Genomic DNA, 15,585 nt, shown 5'->3' with positions numbered 1-15,585 from the left:
CAGAATGCGCGCTTCTCAACACTTCCTTATTTAAAACTAGCTACTTAAAAATTAAAGGGATTTATTATGACCCAGACCGCTTATATCTATGATGCGATCCGCACTCCTCGTGGTAAAGGAAAAAAGGATGGCGCTTTGCATCAAGCATCGCCGATTTGGTTGACACGTACGCTACTTAAAGAGATGCAGCAGCGTCATCACTTAGATACCAGCCTCGTCGACGATATCGTGCTGGGTTGTGTGACGCCAGTCGGTGAGCAAGGCTCAGATATCGCTCGTATCGCTGCTCTCGATGCAGGCTGGGATCAACGTGTAGCAGGGGTGACATTGTCACGCTACTGCGCCTCAGGCCTTGAATCTATCAACCTTGCTGCTGCCAAAGTCATGTCCGGTATGGAGGACATGGTTGTAGCGGGCGGCGTTGAGTCTATGAGCCGCGTACCGATGGGCTCAGATGGCGGTGCTTGGTATATGGATCCACGCGTTAATGATGCTACTGGTTTTGTCCCACAAGGGGTTGGCGCTGATACTATCGCGACCCTAAAGGGCTTTAGTCGCAGCGATGTTGATGAGTTTGCCACTGAGTCACATAGAAGAGCCGCCACCGCTTGGGAAAAAGGCTATTTTGATAAATCAGTGGTGCCCGTTAAGGATATTAATGGTTTATTACTATTAGACAAAGACGAAACCATTCGTCCAAATACTGATGTTACTACTTTAGCAAAGCTCAATCCGTCTTTTGCTATGCCCGGTCAGATGGGTTTTGATAGCGTTATTTTGGATAAATACACCACGATTGAAAAAGTAAACCACGTGCATCATGCTGGCAACTCATCAGGTATCGTCGATGGTGCTGCGATATGTCTTATCGGTAGTGCGGCCGCTGGGGACAAAGCTGGACTTAAGCCGCGAGCGAAGATTACTATGGCAGCAGTCATTGGCTCAGAACCTTCTATTATGCTGACAGGTCCGACACCAGCTTGTAAAAAAGCGCTAGATAAAGCGGGTATGCAAGCGTTTGATATCGACCTATGGGAGATAAACGAAGCCTTTGCTGCTGTTCCGATGAACACCGCTAGCGACTTTGGTATTTCATTAGATAAAGTCAATGTTAATGGCGGCGCGATTGCGATGGGTCACCCACTCGGCGCAACAGGTGCGATGCTAATGACGACGGTGCTTGATGAGCTTGAGCGCCGCGATTTAAAAACCGCCATGGTTACGCTATGCGTCGGCGGCGGTATGGGGATTGCAACTATCATTGAGCGTGTATAAAAACATTTAGCAAAAACGATTATAAAAATGATTATGGATGATTAACAAGGATTTAAAATGAGCACCAATAGCGTAGATGCCATCAATGCATTAAAGAATTTTTCTGCCCAATCTGATAATGGAATTATCACCGTCACTATCGACCAAACCGAGCGTAAGATGAATGTCATTGGAGAGGGCTTTAATGAAGCCTTTGCTACAATAACGGATGCTTTTATCAATGACCAGGACGCAAAAGGCCTAATTCTAACGTCTGGTAAATCAACCTTTGTGGTTGGCGCAGATATTGACCAATTGGCTACTATTGAAACGGCCGAGCAAGCCTTTGATCTGGTTGAAGACTTAAAAACTAGCCTGCGTAAACTTGAAACTTCAGGTAAGCCAGTCGTTGCTGCTATTACGGGTACGGCGCTTGGGGGCGGTCTTGAGCTTGCCTTAGCCTGTCATTATCGTATTGCTATCGATTCACCAAAAACCTCGTCTACAACCAAGCTGGGTTTGCCAGAAGTTAAGCTTGGCTTGTTACCCGGCGGCGGCGGGACACAGCGTCTACCGCGTTTGATTGGTATTCAAAAAGCCCTTGAGCTGATGACCCAAGGTAAAGAGCTGCGTCCACAGCAAGCGCTAGAAATTGGCTTTATCGATGACGTGGCTCATGACGATGACGAGCTTATCAGTAAGGCGAAAGCATGGATTAATGACAATCCAAAAGCGCAGCAACCATGGGACAAAAAAGGCTTTAAAATCCCAGGCGGTGATAGCAATCATCCAAAAATGGTGCAAGTATTTTCTATGGCCCCAGCGATGGCCAATCAAAAATCCCACGGCAACTATCCTGCGATTACCCATATTTTATCTAGCGTGTTTGAAGGCTGCTTAACCGATATCGACAACGGCCTTAAAATCGAGTCGCGTTTTTTTGTCGCCTGCGTGTTATCAGACGTATCCAAAAACATGATTAATAGCCTTTGGACGCAGCTCAATAGTATTAAAAAAGGACAATCACGCCCGCAAGGGTTTGAGCGATCTAAAGTCAGCAAAGTCGGTATTTTAGGTGCTGGCATGATGGGCGCTGGTATCGCTTACGTTTCAGCTAAAGCGGGTATGGAAGTGGTATTGCTCGATACGGCGATTGAAGGTGCCGAAAAAGGCAAAAGCTACTCTACTAAGCTGTTAGACAAAGCCATCAGCCGAAGGCGTTCAACAGAGGACAAAAAACAAGCATTATTAGACCTTATCAAGACCACCACGTCTTATGATGATTTAGAGGGCTGTGATTTAATCATTGAAGCTGTTTTTGAAGACATTGATATTAAAGCGGAATGTACGCGACAATCTGAAGACGTTATTCCAGAGACTGCCGTTTATGCATCGAACACCTCAACCTTGCCAATCACTGAGCTTGCTAAAGCCAGCAAACGCCCGAACCAGTTTATCGGTCTGCATTTCTTCTCACCGGTCGACAAGATGCCACTCGTTGAGATTATCGTTGGTGAAAAAACCGACGATGCCACGCTAGCAACAGGTTTTGATTATGTTGGCCAAATTGGCAAGACGCCCATCGTTGTCAATGACAGCCGCGGATTTTATACATCACGTGTTTTTGGCACTTATGTGTCAGAAGGCATTGCCATGTTAGCTGAAGGTGTTCATCCTCGCAGTATAGAAGTGGCTGGTATGAAGTCTGGTATGCCGATGCCGCCGCTGGCACTGCAAGATGAGGTGTCACTCAGCCTGTCACTACACGTGATGGAGCAGACTAAAAAGGCAATGGAGGCAGAAGGTAAGACTTTTACGCCGCATCCTGCGATGTCAGTAGTAGAAAAAATGGTCAAAGAATTTGGCCGCGAAGGTAAAAAGGTGTCTAAAGGTTTTTATGATTATCCAGAGAATGGTGAAAAACATCTATGGTCTGAGCTCACTGAACTGTATCAAACGACAGATGAGCAGCCCTCGCAGCAAGACTTGGTAGACCGTCTACTTTACGTGCAAGCCAATGAGACTGCCAAATGCTATGAAGAAAACGTCGTGCGTACGGTGGCCGATGCCAACATCGGCTCTATCTTTGGTTGGGGTTTTGCGCCAAACCAAGGGGGTACGCTACAGTTTATCAACTCAGTAGGCGTCGATAAATTTGTCGCGCGTAGTCGTGAGCTGGCACAGAAATATGGCGCACGTTTTGAGCCTGCGCAGATACTAGTGGCAATGGCGGCAAAAGGCGAGGTTTTCTCAGATGACTGAATCGATGGTTAATCAAGCGGATGCTATGAAAGACTGCTTACAAGGGCTGCGCGTCATTGATTTAACGCGCAATCTGCCTGGGCCATTTGCGACCAGATTGCTTGCGGACTTAGGCGCGAACATTATTAAGATTGAACCACTCAATGGCGATCCAGCCCGCGCTTTTGGGGATTTGTTTACCGCCCTTAATCATGGCAAAACCACTTTAAAAGTTGACTTTCGTGACTCGCAAGGTATTGAGACTATCAAAGCGCAAATCAAGGATAGCGACGTGATGCTCGATAGCTTTCGCCCTGAGGTATTAGAAGGCATGGGGCTTGATGCCAAAACCTTGCATGCCATTAATCCAAAGCTGGTCATGGTATCGATTACGGGCTATGGCATGGCTAATAGCGATGGCATCACTCATGATTGGGCGCATAAAGCCGGTCATGATATCAATTTTATGGCGATGAGCGGGGTGCTTGACCAGCTCAAGACGGCAGATGGCGAGCAGGCAATGCCCAATGTTCAGTTTGCAGACTTAGCAGGCGGCAGTGACACGGCGGTGATTGCTCTATTAGCGGCTGTATTTGCAGCCCAGCGTACGGGGAAAGGTCGCCACGTTGCGGTCAGTATGACGCACAGCTTGTATCAGCATCTGGTCATGCCAAAAGCGACTGGAAAACTGGTTGCCAGCTTTTCTGGCAAAAACCCAGAGCCGCAACAGGATTTCTTAGGCGGTTTATTACCTTGTTATCGGTTGTATAGAACTTCCGATGATCGCCATATGGCGGTGGGTTCACTAGAGCTAAAATTCTGGCAAGGGCTGTGTGAAATATTAAAATTGGCTGAAATTAAAGATGTGCATTGGCAGCGTGGGATTATGCCCAATACCAAGAGCAGCCAAGAGGCAGCACAAATGGTTGCTGATACCTTTGCCAATCAGCCTTTAAGCCATTGGCAGCAGGTTTTTGCATCTACCGATGTGTGCGTCACGCCAGTATTGAGTTTAGAGGAGGCAAGAGCACATCCTTTATTTGCCCATCAAGATGAGTATGGGGCGACACTGGGTTGGCAGTAAGGTAATGAAGCTGAAGTAACAGCATTGTTAGTGAATCAGTTAATAGCTTAATCATTTAGCCACTTAATCTCTTAGCCATTATATTTTTAGCATCTACGGCATTCTTAAGCGACTGAAAAAACATTCCTCTTTTGCGTTAACCCCTTTATGAACTTATCACTATTGGCGCGGTAATCGACTCATTGCATGCAATTTTAGAGAAAACGGCAGTATTTCTAGGCAAATGTATAAGCAATCAAGTTTAAAGCCGTACTGACTCAAAATGATTTGTTATCTATTGTTAAACATGAGCGGATGCTAGGTATAATGCAGCCCTAGCATCGTTTTCACTCATACGTCCTTAATAAGAAGATTTTATTATGTCAAACAAGCGTCCCTTATATATTCCTATTGCTGGCCCCGCGCTATTAGAAACCTCTTTATTGAATAAAGGTAGTGCTTTTTCATCAGAAGAACGCGATAGCTTTAATTTAACAGGGCTATTACCACACAACATTGAGACGATTGAAGAGCAGTCTCTGCGGGCTTATCACCAACTGCGTTCATTTACCAATACGATGGATAAGCACATTTATTTGCGTAATATACAAGATACCAATGAGACCTTGTTTCATCATCTGGTTGAGCAGCATATTGAGGAAGTCATGCCGCTCATCTACACGCCAACGGTTGGTCAAGCTTGTGAAAAGTTCTCGCAAATTTATCGCCGGAAACGGGGCTTATTTATCTCCTACCCTGAGCGTCATAAAATCGACGATATGCTGCAAAACGCCACCAAACAGAATGTTAAAGTAATCGTTGTCACTGATGGTGAGCGTATATTGGGTCTTGGCGACCAAGGTATTGGTGGTATGGGCATTCCAATTGGCAAATTAGCGTTGTACACAGCTTGCGGTGGCATTAGTCCCGCTTACTGTCTGCCTATTTTGTTAGATGTCGGTACCAATAACCAACAGCTACTTGACGATCCTATGTATATGGGTTGGAGAAATCCACGCATCTCTGGCGATGAATACAGTGAATTTGTCGATTTATTTATTCAAGCCGTTAAGCGTCGTTGGCCAGAGGTTTTATTACAATTTGAAGATTTTGCTCAAGGAAACGCCACGCCGTTATTAAATCGTTATCGTGACCAGTTATGCTGTTTCAATGATGATATTCAAGGGACTGCTGCGGTTTCGGTCGGTGCTTTGATTGCCGCGTGCCTCAATAAAGGGCAAAAACTTAGTCAGCAAAAAATAGCTTTCTTAGGGGCAGGTTCTGCGGGCTGCGGTATTGCTGAGCATATCATTCGCCAAATGCAGCGCGAAGGCTTAACCGAAGAGCAAGCGCGCAGCCAAGTATTTATGGTTGACCGTTACGGTTTGCTCATCGATAGCATGACAGAGCTACAAAAATTCCAAGAGCCACTGGTGCAAAAACAATCAGCAATTGAACATTGGGATAAGAGTCAAAAACTCGGTTTAGCGCAAGTGGTGAAACAAGCAAAAATAACGGTATTGTTCGGCGTGAGTGGACAAAAAGGTTTGTTTACTCAAGAGGTGATCGAGTCCTTATGTGCTAATACTGAACACCCAATTGTACTACCGCTTTCAAACCCGACCTCTCGTGTGGAAGCCACACCGCAAGAAGTGATGAACTGGAGCCGTGGTCGCGCCATTATCGCAACGGGTAGCCCTTTTGCTCATACCACTTTTAACGGTCAGTCTTTTGAGGTTTCTCAATGTAATAACAGCTATATATTTCCTGGTATTGGTCTTGGTGTTCTCGCAGCAAGGGCGAGAGGTATCAGCGACAATATGTTAATGGCGGCAAGCCAAGCGCTTGCAGATATATCAATGGAGTACGAAAAAGCGCCCGGTGCCATACTACCGCCAATTAAAGTTATTAAAGAGATCAGTAAAAAAATAGCCTATGAAGTGGCACTGCAAGCGGTCCAAGATAAGCTGGCATTACCTATCACAGCGGAGAACCTACAGCGCCGACTGGAAGCGAATTTTTGGTTGCCTGAATATCGCAATTATCGTCGTACTTCTTTCTAGTTTTTAGAAGGTGTTTATAGGTAAATGATAAATAAATAGTAGATAGCTGGTTCTAGGCTAGGGCATGTCCATGCTTGAACGCTAACTGAAATTTGCTAAATACAGTTGGTCGGTTGCGGCTGATTTGATTTAGCATAAAAAAGCAATTAGTTCAGCAGGTACATCGGCGTCTTTTTATAGTTATCAATCATTCATTAAAATCGTAAAAGCCCTCTACGCTATTTTATATAGCGTAGAGGGCTTTTTGGTTTCTTAGGTAGCTTTTTATTATTTTTATACCAACGTCATGGTATTAATTTCTATATAGTTTGCCATCTACCTATATGTTCTGACATTTCTAAAATTCCCATAAAAAAAGGCTTGCTGCATCGCTGCGAACAAGCCTGATTTAAAATGTGGTGGGCCCAGTAGGACTTGAACCTACGACCAAAGGATTATGAGTCCTCTGCTCTAACCAACTGAGCTATGGGCCCTTTAGACGCACAATGATACCTGATTTTTATATATTTTCAAGTAAAAGATAGAAAGTATTACCGATTTTTTTAGTAAAACATTAGTTCTCTGCTAAACATGACCGCCAGCCAATGTCAGGCTACGACCACCATCGACGGCAATTATTTCACCAGTCACATAACTTGCCCGAGCCAAATAAAGCACACTATGGGCGATTTCCTCAGGCTTGCCTATCCGCTGCATAGGAATAGAGTCGATGATGCTTTTTTGCTGCTGCGGGTGAAGTGCTTGGTCGCTATCTGCTTCTGGCAAGATATTGACGCCGGGAGCGACGCCATTGACGCGTACCTCAGGTGCCATATCAAGCGCTAAAGACTGTACCATCATTCGATGCGCCGCCTTTGCCATATTGTAGACGGCATAATTTTTAAAAGGTTTATTATGCGCATGGATATCGAGTAGGCTAATGATGCAGCCCTGCTGTGTCCTTAAATAAGGATATAAGGCTTGGCTTAATAATAAAGGCGCTTTGGCGTTGGTTAAAAATAATTCATCCCACTGAGCGTGATTGATATTACCAAGCGGACTTGGGTAAAAGCGAGAGGCGTTATGCACTAGGACATCAAGCTGGCCAAAAGCTTGCATAATGTTGCGAGTAAATCGCTGTAGTGTCTGACTATTATTAACAACTGCCAAATCTGTGATGATGACGACCGCGCTATCAGGGCGACTGTTATTCAGCGCATCCGCTAGGACATTGGCTTCTTGCTCACTATGATGACAATGAATAATGACGCGGTAGCCTTGCTCATGGGCGGCACGAACAATAGCTGCACCAATACGCTTAGCGCCACCGGTGACTACCATTACGGGCGCTGAGGTATTAGAATATTTTGATTGGCTTAAGCTAAATTCTTGGTTCATATTAAAGGTGTTTTTATTATGTATAGTAGAATTGCTCTAAAATCGATACAGTGCGACTGGGATGAATTTTTCGTAGCCTCTGTGATAACAGCAAGCAAGGAAAATTTATACCAGTCGCAAAAATCTATAACGTGTCGCTTTTATTTTGCACTGACTATAAATTGCTAGTTGAAAGTGCTTGTCTACAAGACAGGTTGTGTTTGTAAATGCTCAATTCTACGTTGGCGTAATGCTTCGCCAATCGCTGGACCTTTTAGATTCTGGTCAATATTATCCATGCTAATAGCATGAAAGCTATTTAAGGCGAGCATCATTTGGCGGTGCTGTATCGCCAATTTTAAAACATGACTGGTGACCAAAAGCTGCGACAGTTTATCCGGCGCTTTATGAGCGCTACAAGCTTGAATAAGATCGATTTTCTCGGCGGCGCTCAGCTGGTCTATGCGGCTAAGATTTTTCGCTTGCTGCACAAATAAAGTGGCAAACTGGCTATGCGCTTTTGGCACCTTTGTACTGTTTCCTATCCCATGAATACCTTTAACCGCTGCCTCTATATTAACCGAAAGAGTTTCTGTAGAGTTTAAAGTAAATAAATCTGTGTTCAGACTGGCCATTAATAACGCCCAGCGCTGCGATAAATTTAATTGCATTTGACCGGCGAAATACAATGCGGTTTGTACAATCTCTCGTATTTGATCGTACTGTTTATCATTCCAAACTTGCTGTAGTGGAGCAAAATACTCCGTCAACGCCCCAATCTCAAACAGCTGTTGCCAATATACCTGCGGCGATACTTGCATCATAGCACGGCTCGATTCTTGCCAAATACGCTCACTACTTAGATGCGCAAGCTCGCCTGAACGCACCAACTCACGCATCAATAGCAAGGTTTCATCGGCAATACTAAAGCCCAAATCATAATAGCGGCCATAAAAACGGGCGGTGCGCAGTACCCGTAATGGGTCTTCACTAAACGCGCTTGATACATGACGCAAGGTTTTGCTATGAATGTCGTTCAAACCGCCATAGTAATCGACAACGTCGCCACTTATCGGCGTATCATCCATAAGGCTTTTAACTTCTATTGCCATAGCGTTGACGGTCAAGTCGCGACGTTGTAAGTCTTCACGTAACGTCACATCAGGGCTGGCATGTACGCTAAAGCCTTGATAGCCCCGCCCTTGTTTGCGTTCTGTACGCGCCAGCGCATACTCTTCATGACTAATAGGATGCAAAAATACTGGAAAGTCTGCGCCCACTTGCTGAAATCCTGCATCCAGCATATCTGCGACCGTCGCGCCAACGACGACAAAATCCTTGTCTTTGATAGGACGACCCAATAATTGGTCACGGACAGCGCCGCCGACGAGATACACTTGCATAATAGTCTCTTTATAATTATTCAATATTTGCCATATTATTCTACCCAAAAAAAACCAGTCAACACCGATATAAGTATTGACTGGTTTTAGTATAGCAGACGGTTTCTATAAATGAACGCTAGAAGACCGTCGTAATAAGGCGTTTATATATGACATAAACGACTATTTTTGCTCATTGATTAAGTCTTGAGCTTCAGTAACTGCAAGCGCTGTCATATTGACCACACGGCGTGCTGTCGCTGATGGAGTTAGGATATGCACAGGTTTGCTCGCGCCTAGCAAAATAGGTCCAATAGACGCACTGCCAGTTGCCGTTTTTAGTAGGTTGAAAGCAATATTTGCTGAATCAAGCGTTGGCAAGATAAGCAAGTTTGCTGAGCCTTTTAGGTTGCTTGATGGTAAGTCATTGGCACGGATATGCTCATCAAGTGCTGCATCCCCTTGCATCTCACCGTCGAAGTCAAAGTCCACATTCATTTCTGTCAGTAGCTCATACACTCGACGCATTTTTACTGCGCTTTCGCGGTCTGAGGTACCAAAGTTTGAATGCGAAACCAAAGCCACACGCGGCGTAATATTAAAGTGACGTAACTGATCGGCTGCAAGTACCGTCATTTCAGCCAACTGCTCAGCCGTTGGGTCTTCATGGATGTAAGTGTCGGCAATAAAGATATTACGATCTTGCATCAATACCGCGTTCATCGCATAAAAATCGCTGACGCCTGCTTTTTTGTCGATAACTCGGCTGACGTATTTTAAATGCAGATGATAGTAGCTAAAAGTACCACAAATCATGCCATCAGCATCACCGTTTTCAACCAGTAGGGCACCGATTAAAGAAGTCTTACGGCGGACATCACGGCGCGCAAGCTCAATACTGACACCATTACGTTTATTTTTCTCGTAGTAGCCTTGCCAGTAGTCTTTATAGCGTGGATCATCGTCTTGATTAATAATGGTGATGTTTTCGCCATCTTTTAGACGCAGCGCCAATCTTTCAATGTTCTTTTCAATGATGGCAGGGCGACCAACCAAGATTGGATGCGCCAATTGCTCATCAACGACCACTTGTACGGCAAGCAGTACGTTGCGGTCTTCGCCTTCACAGTAAACAATGCGTTTAGGATCGGCTTTCGCGCGGGCAAAGATAGGCTTCATCACGAACGCTGAGTTATAAACAAACTCAGACAAGCGTTGACGATAGGCTTTCATATCAGAGATAGGCAGGGTTGCTACGCCAGAATCCATCGCCGCTTTGGCAACCGCAGAGGCGATTTCGATGATTAGGTTTGGCTCAAGAGGGCCTGGGATAAGGTAATCACGGCCAAAGCTTGGCGTACTCTCAACGTTTTTCACGTTATTCATTGGTGTCGCTTCAACATGCGCCATAGCCGCGATGGCTTTTACGCAAGCGATTTTCATCTCTTCATTAACCGCTGTCGCCCCAACGTCAAGTGCACCGCGGAAGATATAAGGGAAGCATAGCGCGTTGTTTACTTGGTTTGGATAATCTGAGCGACCGGTTGCCATGATAACGTCTGGACGTACGGCGTGCGCCACTTCTGGCATGATTTCAGGCGTTGGGTTGGCAAGGGCAAAGACGATTGGGTCTTTTGCCATACGGCGCACCATGTCTTCAGTTAAGGTGCCAGGCATTGATAGGCCTAAGAACATATCGACATCATCCATCACTTCTTCGATGGTAGTGGCGGTAGTATTGCGCGCATAACGCTGCTTGGTTTCATCAAGGTTTTCACGGCTGGTGGTAATGATACCGCGTGAATCTGATACAAAGATATTGTTTCTATCTACGCCAAGCGCACAAATGATATCCAAGCAAGATATAGCTGCCGCACCTGCGCCAGAGCAGACCACTTTAATCTCTTCGATTTTTTTGCCAGTGATAAGTAAAGCGTTTAGCATCGCTGCGGCAACAATGATTGAGGTACCGTGCTGGTCATCATGGAATACCGGAATGTTCATGCGCTCACGCAATTCGCGCTCGATTTTGAAACATTCTGGGGCTTTGATGTCTTCAAGGTTAATACCACCAAAAGTAGGCTCAAGCGAGGCGACGGCTTCGATGAACTTATCTGGATCATTTTGGGCAATTTCAATATCAAAAACGTCAATACCAGCAAATTTTTTGAATAAAACCCCTTTACCTTCCATGACAGGTTTAGAGGCCAATGGACCAATATTCCCTAAACCAAGCACCGCAGTACCGTTGGTTATCACGCCAACCAAGTTGCTACGAGCAGTATATTTAGCCGCTAACGCTGGATCTCTTTGAATCTCAAGACAAGGTATCGCAACCCCTGGAGAGTAAGCAAGTGCCAAATCACGTTGGTTGGCCAGTTGCTTGATAGGCGTAACTGAGATTTTACCGGGGCGCGGAAACTCATGGTAGTGTAAGGCAGATTGTTCAAACTGCTCTTTTTCCGTAGTAGGGGTGTCCGTATTCAAAGTGATATCGTCATTCATAATAATTGCCATGGTTGGAATAATTGGAATAAAGTAAATGGTGATAAAAACCAATGTCTATGCTTCATTATCATGACTATGATAATTAAGGCACATTTATACTAAAAAGGTCGTGCTCGGCGACTAGACATCAGCGTAAAAACAGCAATCTCACAGGAAGCGTTATTCTAGCACTATTGGTATTTCACTGCCTAGTCAAGTCATCTCAATTAGGTGAATAATATAATAAAATGATATTCGTTATTTCGCTGTTTGATAATGGCAAAAAACGCCCCTCGATATCAACCATAATTGCCTAATGTTTCAAAACATTACAGAATAGCAGCTTGTCCGTATTCTCTTACGAAGAACAGCTGATTGGCATTTGCGGCGCATGTGGCGCGGGCGGCATGGTATCGAGCTCAGTGGCGATGTCTTGGACGTTGTAAGGATTGGCAAGTAAGTCAAAGACTCGATTTAACTCTTCAAATTGGCCTTGTTCCGCCACCGTAATCGCCCGCTGTGCCACACTATTACGTAGTACATAAACCGGATTATTGCTATGCATTTGTTCAATAGAGGCTTCGCTAGATAACGGCTCTAGCGCTGCTAAATACCTTGTTGACCACTGTTGCCAAACGTGCTGTGCCTCATTATTAAACTCAGCAGTCATTTTTGCCAGCAATTCTTGCTCATACGGATATTCATTTGGCGCGACCAAACCCAATAGCGCGCGGAAACTGTTGCTATAGTCGAGCAAATTGTCTTCTAACAAGGTTAACCACTCAAAAGCAAGGGTCAAACTTTCTTTAGTGTGAGGCAGCCCAAGCTTACGGCAGAGTCCTTGCTGGTAATGCTGCATAAAGGTCGCTTCATACGGCGCTAGGCAATCAGCCAAGGTATCGCGTGTTACACCATTTAAGCGCATAAAGTGCGGGAGCCAAATATTTAAGTTCCAATGACCGATAGCAGGTTGGTTTTGATAGGCATAACGACCAGTATGGTCGGAGTGATTGTTAATCCACGCAGGGTTAAAGCGCTCCATAAAACCAAACGGACCAAAGTCTAAGGTACTGCCCGTAATCGATAAGTTATCAGTATTCATCACCCCATGGGCAAAGCCAATCAATTGCCAATCGGCAATCATACGTGCGGTTCGCTCAACCACCGCTTGTAAAAATGCTAAGACAGGCGCTTCACTATCACGGCATTCTGGATAGTATGTATCAATCATATAGTCGGTAAACTCGCCAAGTAAGTCGGGCGCAAAGCTTGCAATCCACTCAACATGACCGAGGCGAATATGACTGTCAGCGACGCGCATCAATGCCGCGCCTGCTTCCATACGCTCACGGCGGACACGTGTATCAGACACCACAAATCCTAAAGCATTAGACGAAGGAATGCCAAGCTGCGTCAACGCATGTCCGCATAAATACTCGCGAATGGTACTACGTAACACCGCGCGCCCATCGCCCATGCGAGAGTAGGGGGTCAGACCAATGCCCTTTAAATGTAAATCTTGTAATTTATCATTATTATCGAGCACTTGCGCCATGAGTAAACCGCGCCCATCGCCCAATTGTCCGGCCCACTGTCCGAACTGGTGACCAGCATAGGCCATGGACAGCGGTCGAAACTCAGCTGGCACGTATTGACCCCCTAATATTTCAACCCAACGCGCCATCAGCTCATCGTCATCGAGCCAGCCTAATTGCTTGGCAACTTCGGTGTTAAAGTGACCAGCGCGCGGATTGTCAAGCGGTGTCGGCTGCTGTTCATGATAAAGGCGAGTATCTAATGTGACGTAAGTATTTTGATAGCGCATAGGTGCGTTCCAATATAGAGGTATGTATTTTTAATATAAAAACTTAAGGTTAAAAGCGAGTAATGAAAGTGTTTAAAGAGAGTAATAAACTTACTATAGCATAGCCTTAATAATGCCGCGTTTCACTCTGTCCATCTCTTGTAATTGCTGTATAAACAATGAGTGAGCAGAAATAATGAGTGCGTAAACGAGTAGCGCACAACTCATGGCCGAAAAAAGCCCCCTATCTTTACAGATAGAGGGCAGGAGAAACGTACAATAAAAAGTAAAACAATAAATCTATAAAGGCTTAAGCGGCTTTTGGACTTTGACCGATAGAGCGAAACGCCGTTTTTAGATTGCTATTATGCGCCAGTATTTTTTGCTCAACTTTGGCATAGTCGTGCTTTAGCATCTCTTCAACTTCATGCAGGCGATCAGCAAACTCGGTCTTTTTTAGCTCAATAGTTTTGGCTTTTAGCGCTTGCCATTCTTCGACCGTTTGCGTAAAGGCTTCGTATTCAAACTTGATACGATCTTGGAAACTCTTCATCGCATGTGGAATATCTAGACCGTTCGCAGTAACACTATCAATCTGCTGTTGAGCCTTTTTGAACTGCATTTGCACTTCAGCATGCTTAATGGTGGTGTCGTCAACCGTGCGTAATTCACTGGTTAGCCCAAGTTTAGATAAGCCCAAGATAAGCCATTTAGTTGGATCATATTGCCACCATTTCACGCCATTACGATAGTCGTATTGGAAGAAGTGATGATAGTTATGATAACCCTCACCCCACGTAAAGATAGCAAGGAAAAAGTTATCGCGTGCACTATTGGTATCCGTATAAGGACGCGTACCAAACATGTGGCATAGCGAGTTAATAAAGAAGGTAAAGTGGTGGGTCAGCACCAAACGCAGTAGACCTGCCAATACGAGCGTGCCCCAAACGTCACCGATTAACCAACCAACTGCCGCAACCATCGCAACGTTGGTAGCCAGTACCCATAAACCATAGTATTTATGCTGAATCTGTAGCACTTTATCTTTGGTCAAATCAGGAATGTTTTTATAATCAAAGCGACCACTAGGATAATTGCGTAACATCCAACCGATATGACTGAACCAAAAACCACGTCTTGCTGAATAAGGATCTTCCATGCGGTCATCAACATGACGATGATGCGTACGGTGGCCTGATACCCAGTCAAAGGCAGAGCCTTGAACCGCAAGGGTTGAGCCAAGTAATAGGAAGTTTTTTACCAAGGGATGGGCTTTATAAGCGCGATGCGACAATAGGCGGTGATAGCCTGCAGTGATACTAATACCGGTCCACACCATAAAGGCACCAAATACACCCCAAACCGGCGCACTAACTTGATGGGTCAACAGGTACCATGGCGTAATGACGGCAGCAGCAATAGGCGTCGCAATTAGAAAAATCGCTGGAACCAAGTTGATTGGCGACTTTTGAAATTCAAGCTCAAGCGGATCGATACCCTCATAGTTAGCGACTGCATTGGCATCTTTATAACCGCTCGTCGTCGCAAACTGCGTATCGGCAGCCTCATCAGTTTTGCTTTTGCCAGTATCAAGCCACGTCTTCACGCGCAGCGCCTGAGTGCCAGCATGCTGTATAAGCGTATCACCCGACTTCATGGCGAAACGCAAGCCCTTAAGTGGTAAGCCTATTACTTTTTTAGCAATCATGTAATATTCCTAATGATATTAATTTCAGCCTCCATATTACCCTAAAAGACTAGTAAAGTGAACAGTTATACACTAGAAAAATATTGCTAAATAACAATAACTTGTAGGAGTTATGGTAGTGATTAACCCAAATAATCCCTTACTTATCAGCAATTAAGTGATAGTGTAAGTAAAAAGATAAATATGTGTGCGATAGAAATGTATAAATGACTATCGAGCCAATTAAT

General features: G+C 44.9%; 9 protein-coding genes and 1 tRNA gene. 4 read left to right on the top strand and 6 right to left on the bottom strand.

Annotated features, from left to right (window positions below; all coding sequences use genetic code 11):
- Positions 1-66 precede the first annotated feature (66 nt).
- The 4 genes from JFC07_RS03705 to JFC07_RS03690 all read left to right on the top strand — a co-directional run bounded on the left by JFC07_RS03705 (position 67) and on the right by JFC07_RS03690 (position 6,621).
- A complete protein-coding gene (locus tag JFC07_RS03705; RefSeq protein ID WP_198328146.1) occupies positions 67-1,275 on the top strand; it encodes an acetyl-CoA C-acetyltransferase in 1,209 nt (402 codons plus the stop codon).
- Between the two features lie 57 nt (positions 1,276-1,332).
- Positions 1,333-3,516: a 3-hydroxyacyl-CoA dehydrogenase NAD-binding domain-containing protein gene (locus JFC07_RS03700; protein WP_198328145.1), complete on the top strand. Its 2,184-nt coding sequence runs from the start codon at positions 1,333-1,335 to the stop codon at positions 3,514-3,516.
- A 4-nt stretch (positions 3,517-3,520) separates the two neighbouring features.
- The gene (locus tag JFC07_RS03695; RefSeq protein ID WP_198328189.1) at positions 3,521-4,579 is read left to right on the top strand and encodes a CaiB/BaiF CoA transferase family protein; all 1,059 of its coding nucleotides are present in this window, start codon (positions 3,521-3,523) and stop codon (positions 4,577-4,579) included.
- A 359-nt stretch (positions 4,580-4,938) separates the two neighbouring features.
- Entirely contained in the window at positions 4,939-6,621 is a 1,683-nt protein-coding gene (locus tag JFC07_RS03690) for an NAD-dependent malic enzyme (protein ID WP_198328144.1), read from the top strand.
- A gap of 396 nt (positions 6,622-7,017) precedes the next feature.
- Here the strand turns inward: JFC07_RS03690 and JFC07_RS03685 are convergent.
- From JFC07_RS03685 to JFC07_RS03660, 6 genes are all read right to left on the bottom strand, one after another.
- A tRNA-Ile gene (locus tag JFC07_RS03685) sits at positions 7,018-7,094 on the bottom strand.
- A gap of 91 nt (positions 7,095-7,185) precedes the next feature.
- Positions 7,186-7,998 (bottom strand): pteridine reductase, encoded by an 813-nt coding sequence (locus JFC07_RS03680; RefSeq protein ID WP_198328143.1) that lies wholly within the window; start codon positions 7,996-7,998, stop codon positions 7,186-7,188.
- A gap of 182 nt (positions 7,999-8,180) precedes the next feature.
- Positions 8,181-9,380 carry a tRNA nucleotidyltransferase/poly(A) polymerase-related protein gene (locus JFC07_RS03675; protein ID WP_191691574.1) on the bottom strand — a complete coding sequence of 400 codons (1,200 nt, stop codon included), beginning with the start codon at positions 9,378-9,380 and terminating at the stop codon, positions 8,181-8,183.
- 162 nt (positions 9,381-9,542) lie between these two features.
- Positions 9,543-11,864: an NADP-dependent malic enzyme gene (locus JFC07_RS03670; protein ID WP_191691576.1), complete on the bottom strand. Its 2,322-nt coding sequence runs from the start codon at positions 11,862-11,864 to the stop codon at positions 9,543-9,545.
- 340 nt (positions 11,865-12,204) lie between these two features.
- Positions 12,205-13,671: a protein adenylyltransferase SelO gene (locus tag JFC07_RS03665; RefSeq protein WP_191691578.1), complete on the bottom strand. Its 1,467-nt coding sequence runs from the start codon at positions 13,669-13,671 to the stop codon at positions 12,205-12,207.
- 289 nt (positions 13,672-13,960) lie between these two features.
- Positions 13,961-15,358, bottom strand: a complete 1,398-nt coding sequence (locus JFC07_RS03660) for an acyl-CoA desaturase (protein ID WP_225211654.1) — start codon at positions 15,356-15,358, stop codon at positions 13,961-13,963.
- Positions 15,359-15,585: the final 227 nt, after the last annotated feature.

This window comes from Psychrobacter faecalis (assembly GCF_016107575.1).
GTDB classification, from domain to species: domain Bacteria; phylum Pseudomonadota; class Gammaproteobacteria; order Pseudomonadales; family Moraxellaceae; genus Psychrobacter; species Psychrobacter faecalis.
This window is presented reverse-complemented; position numbering and strand designations above follow the sequence as displayed.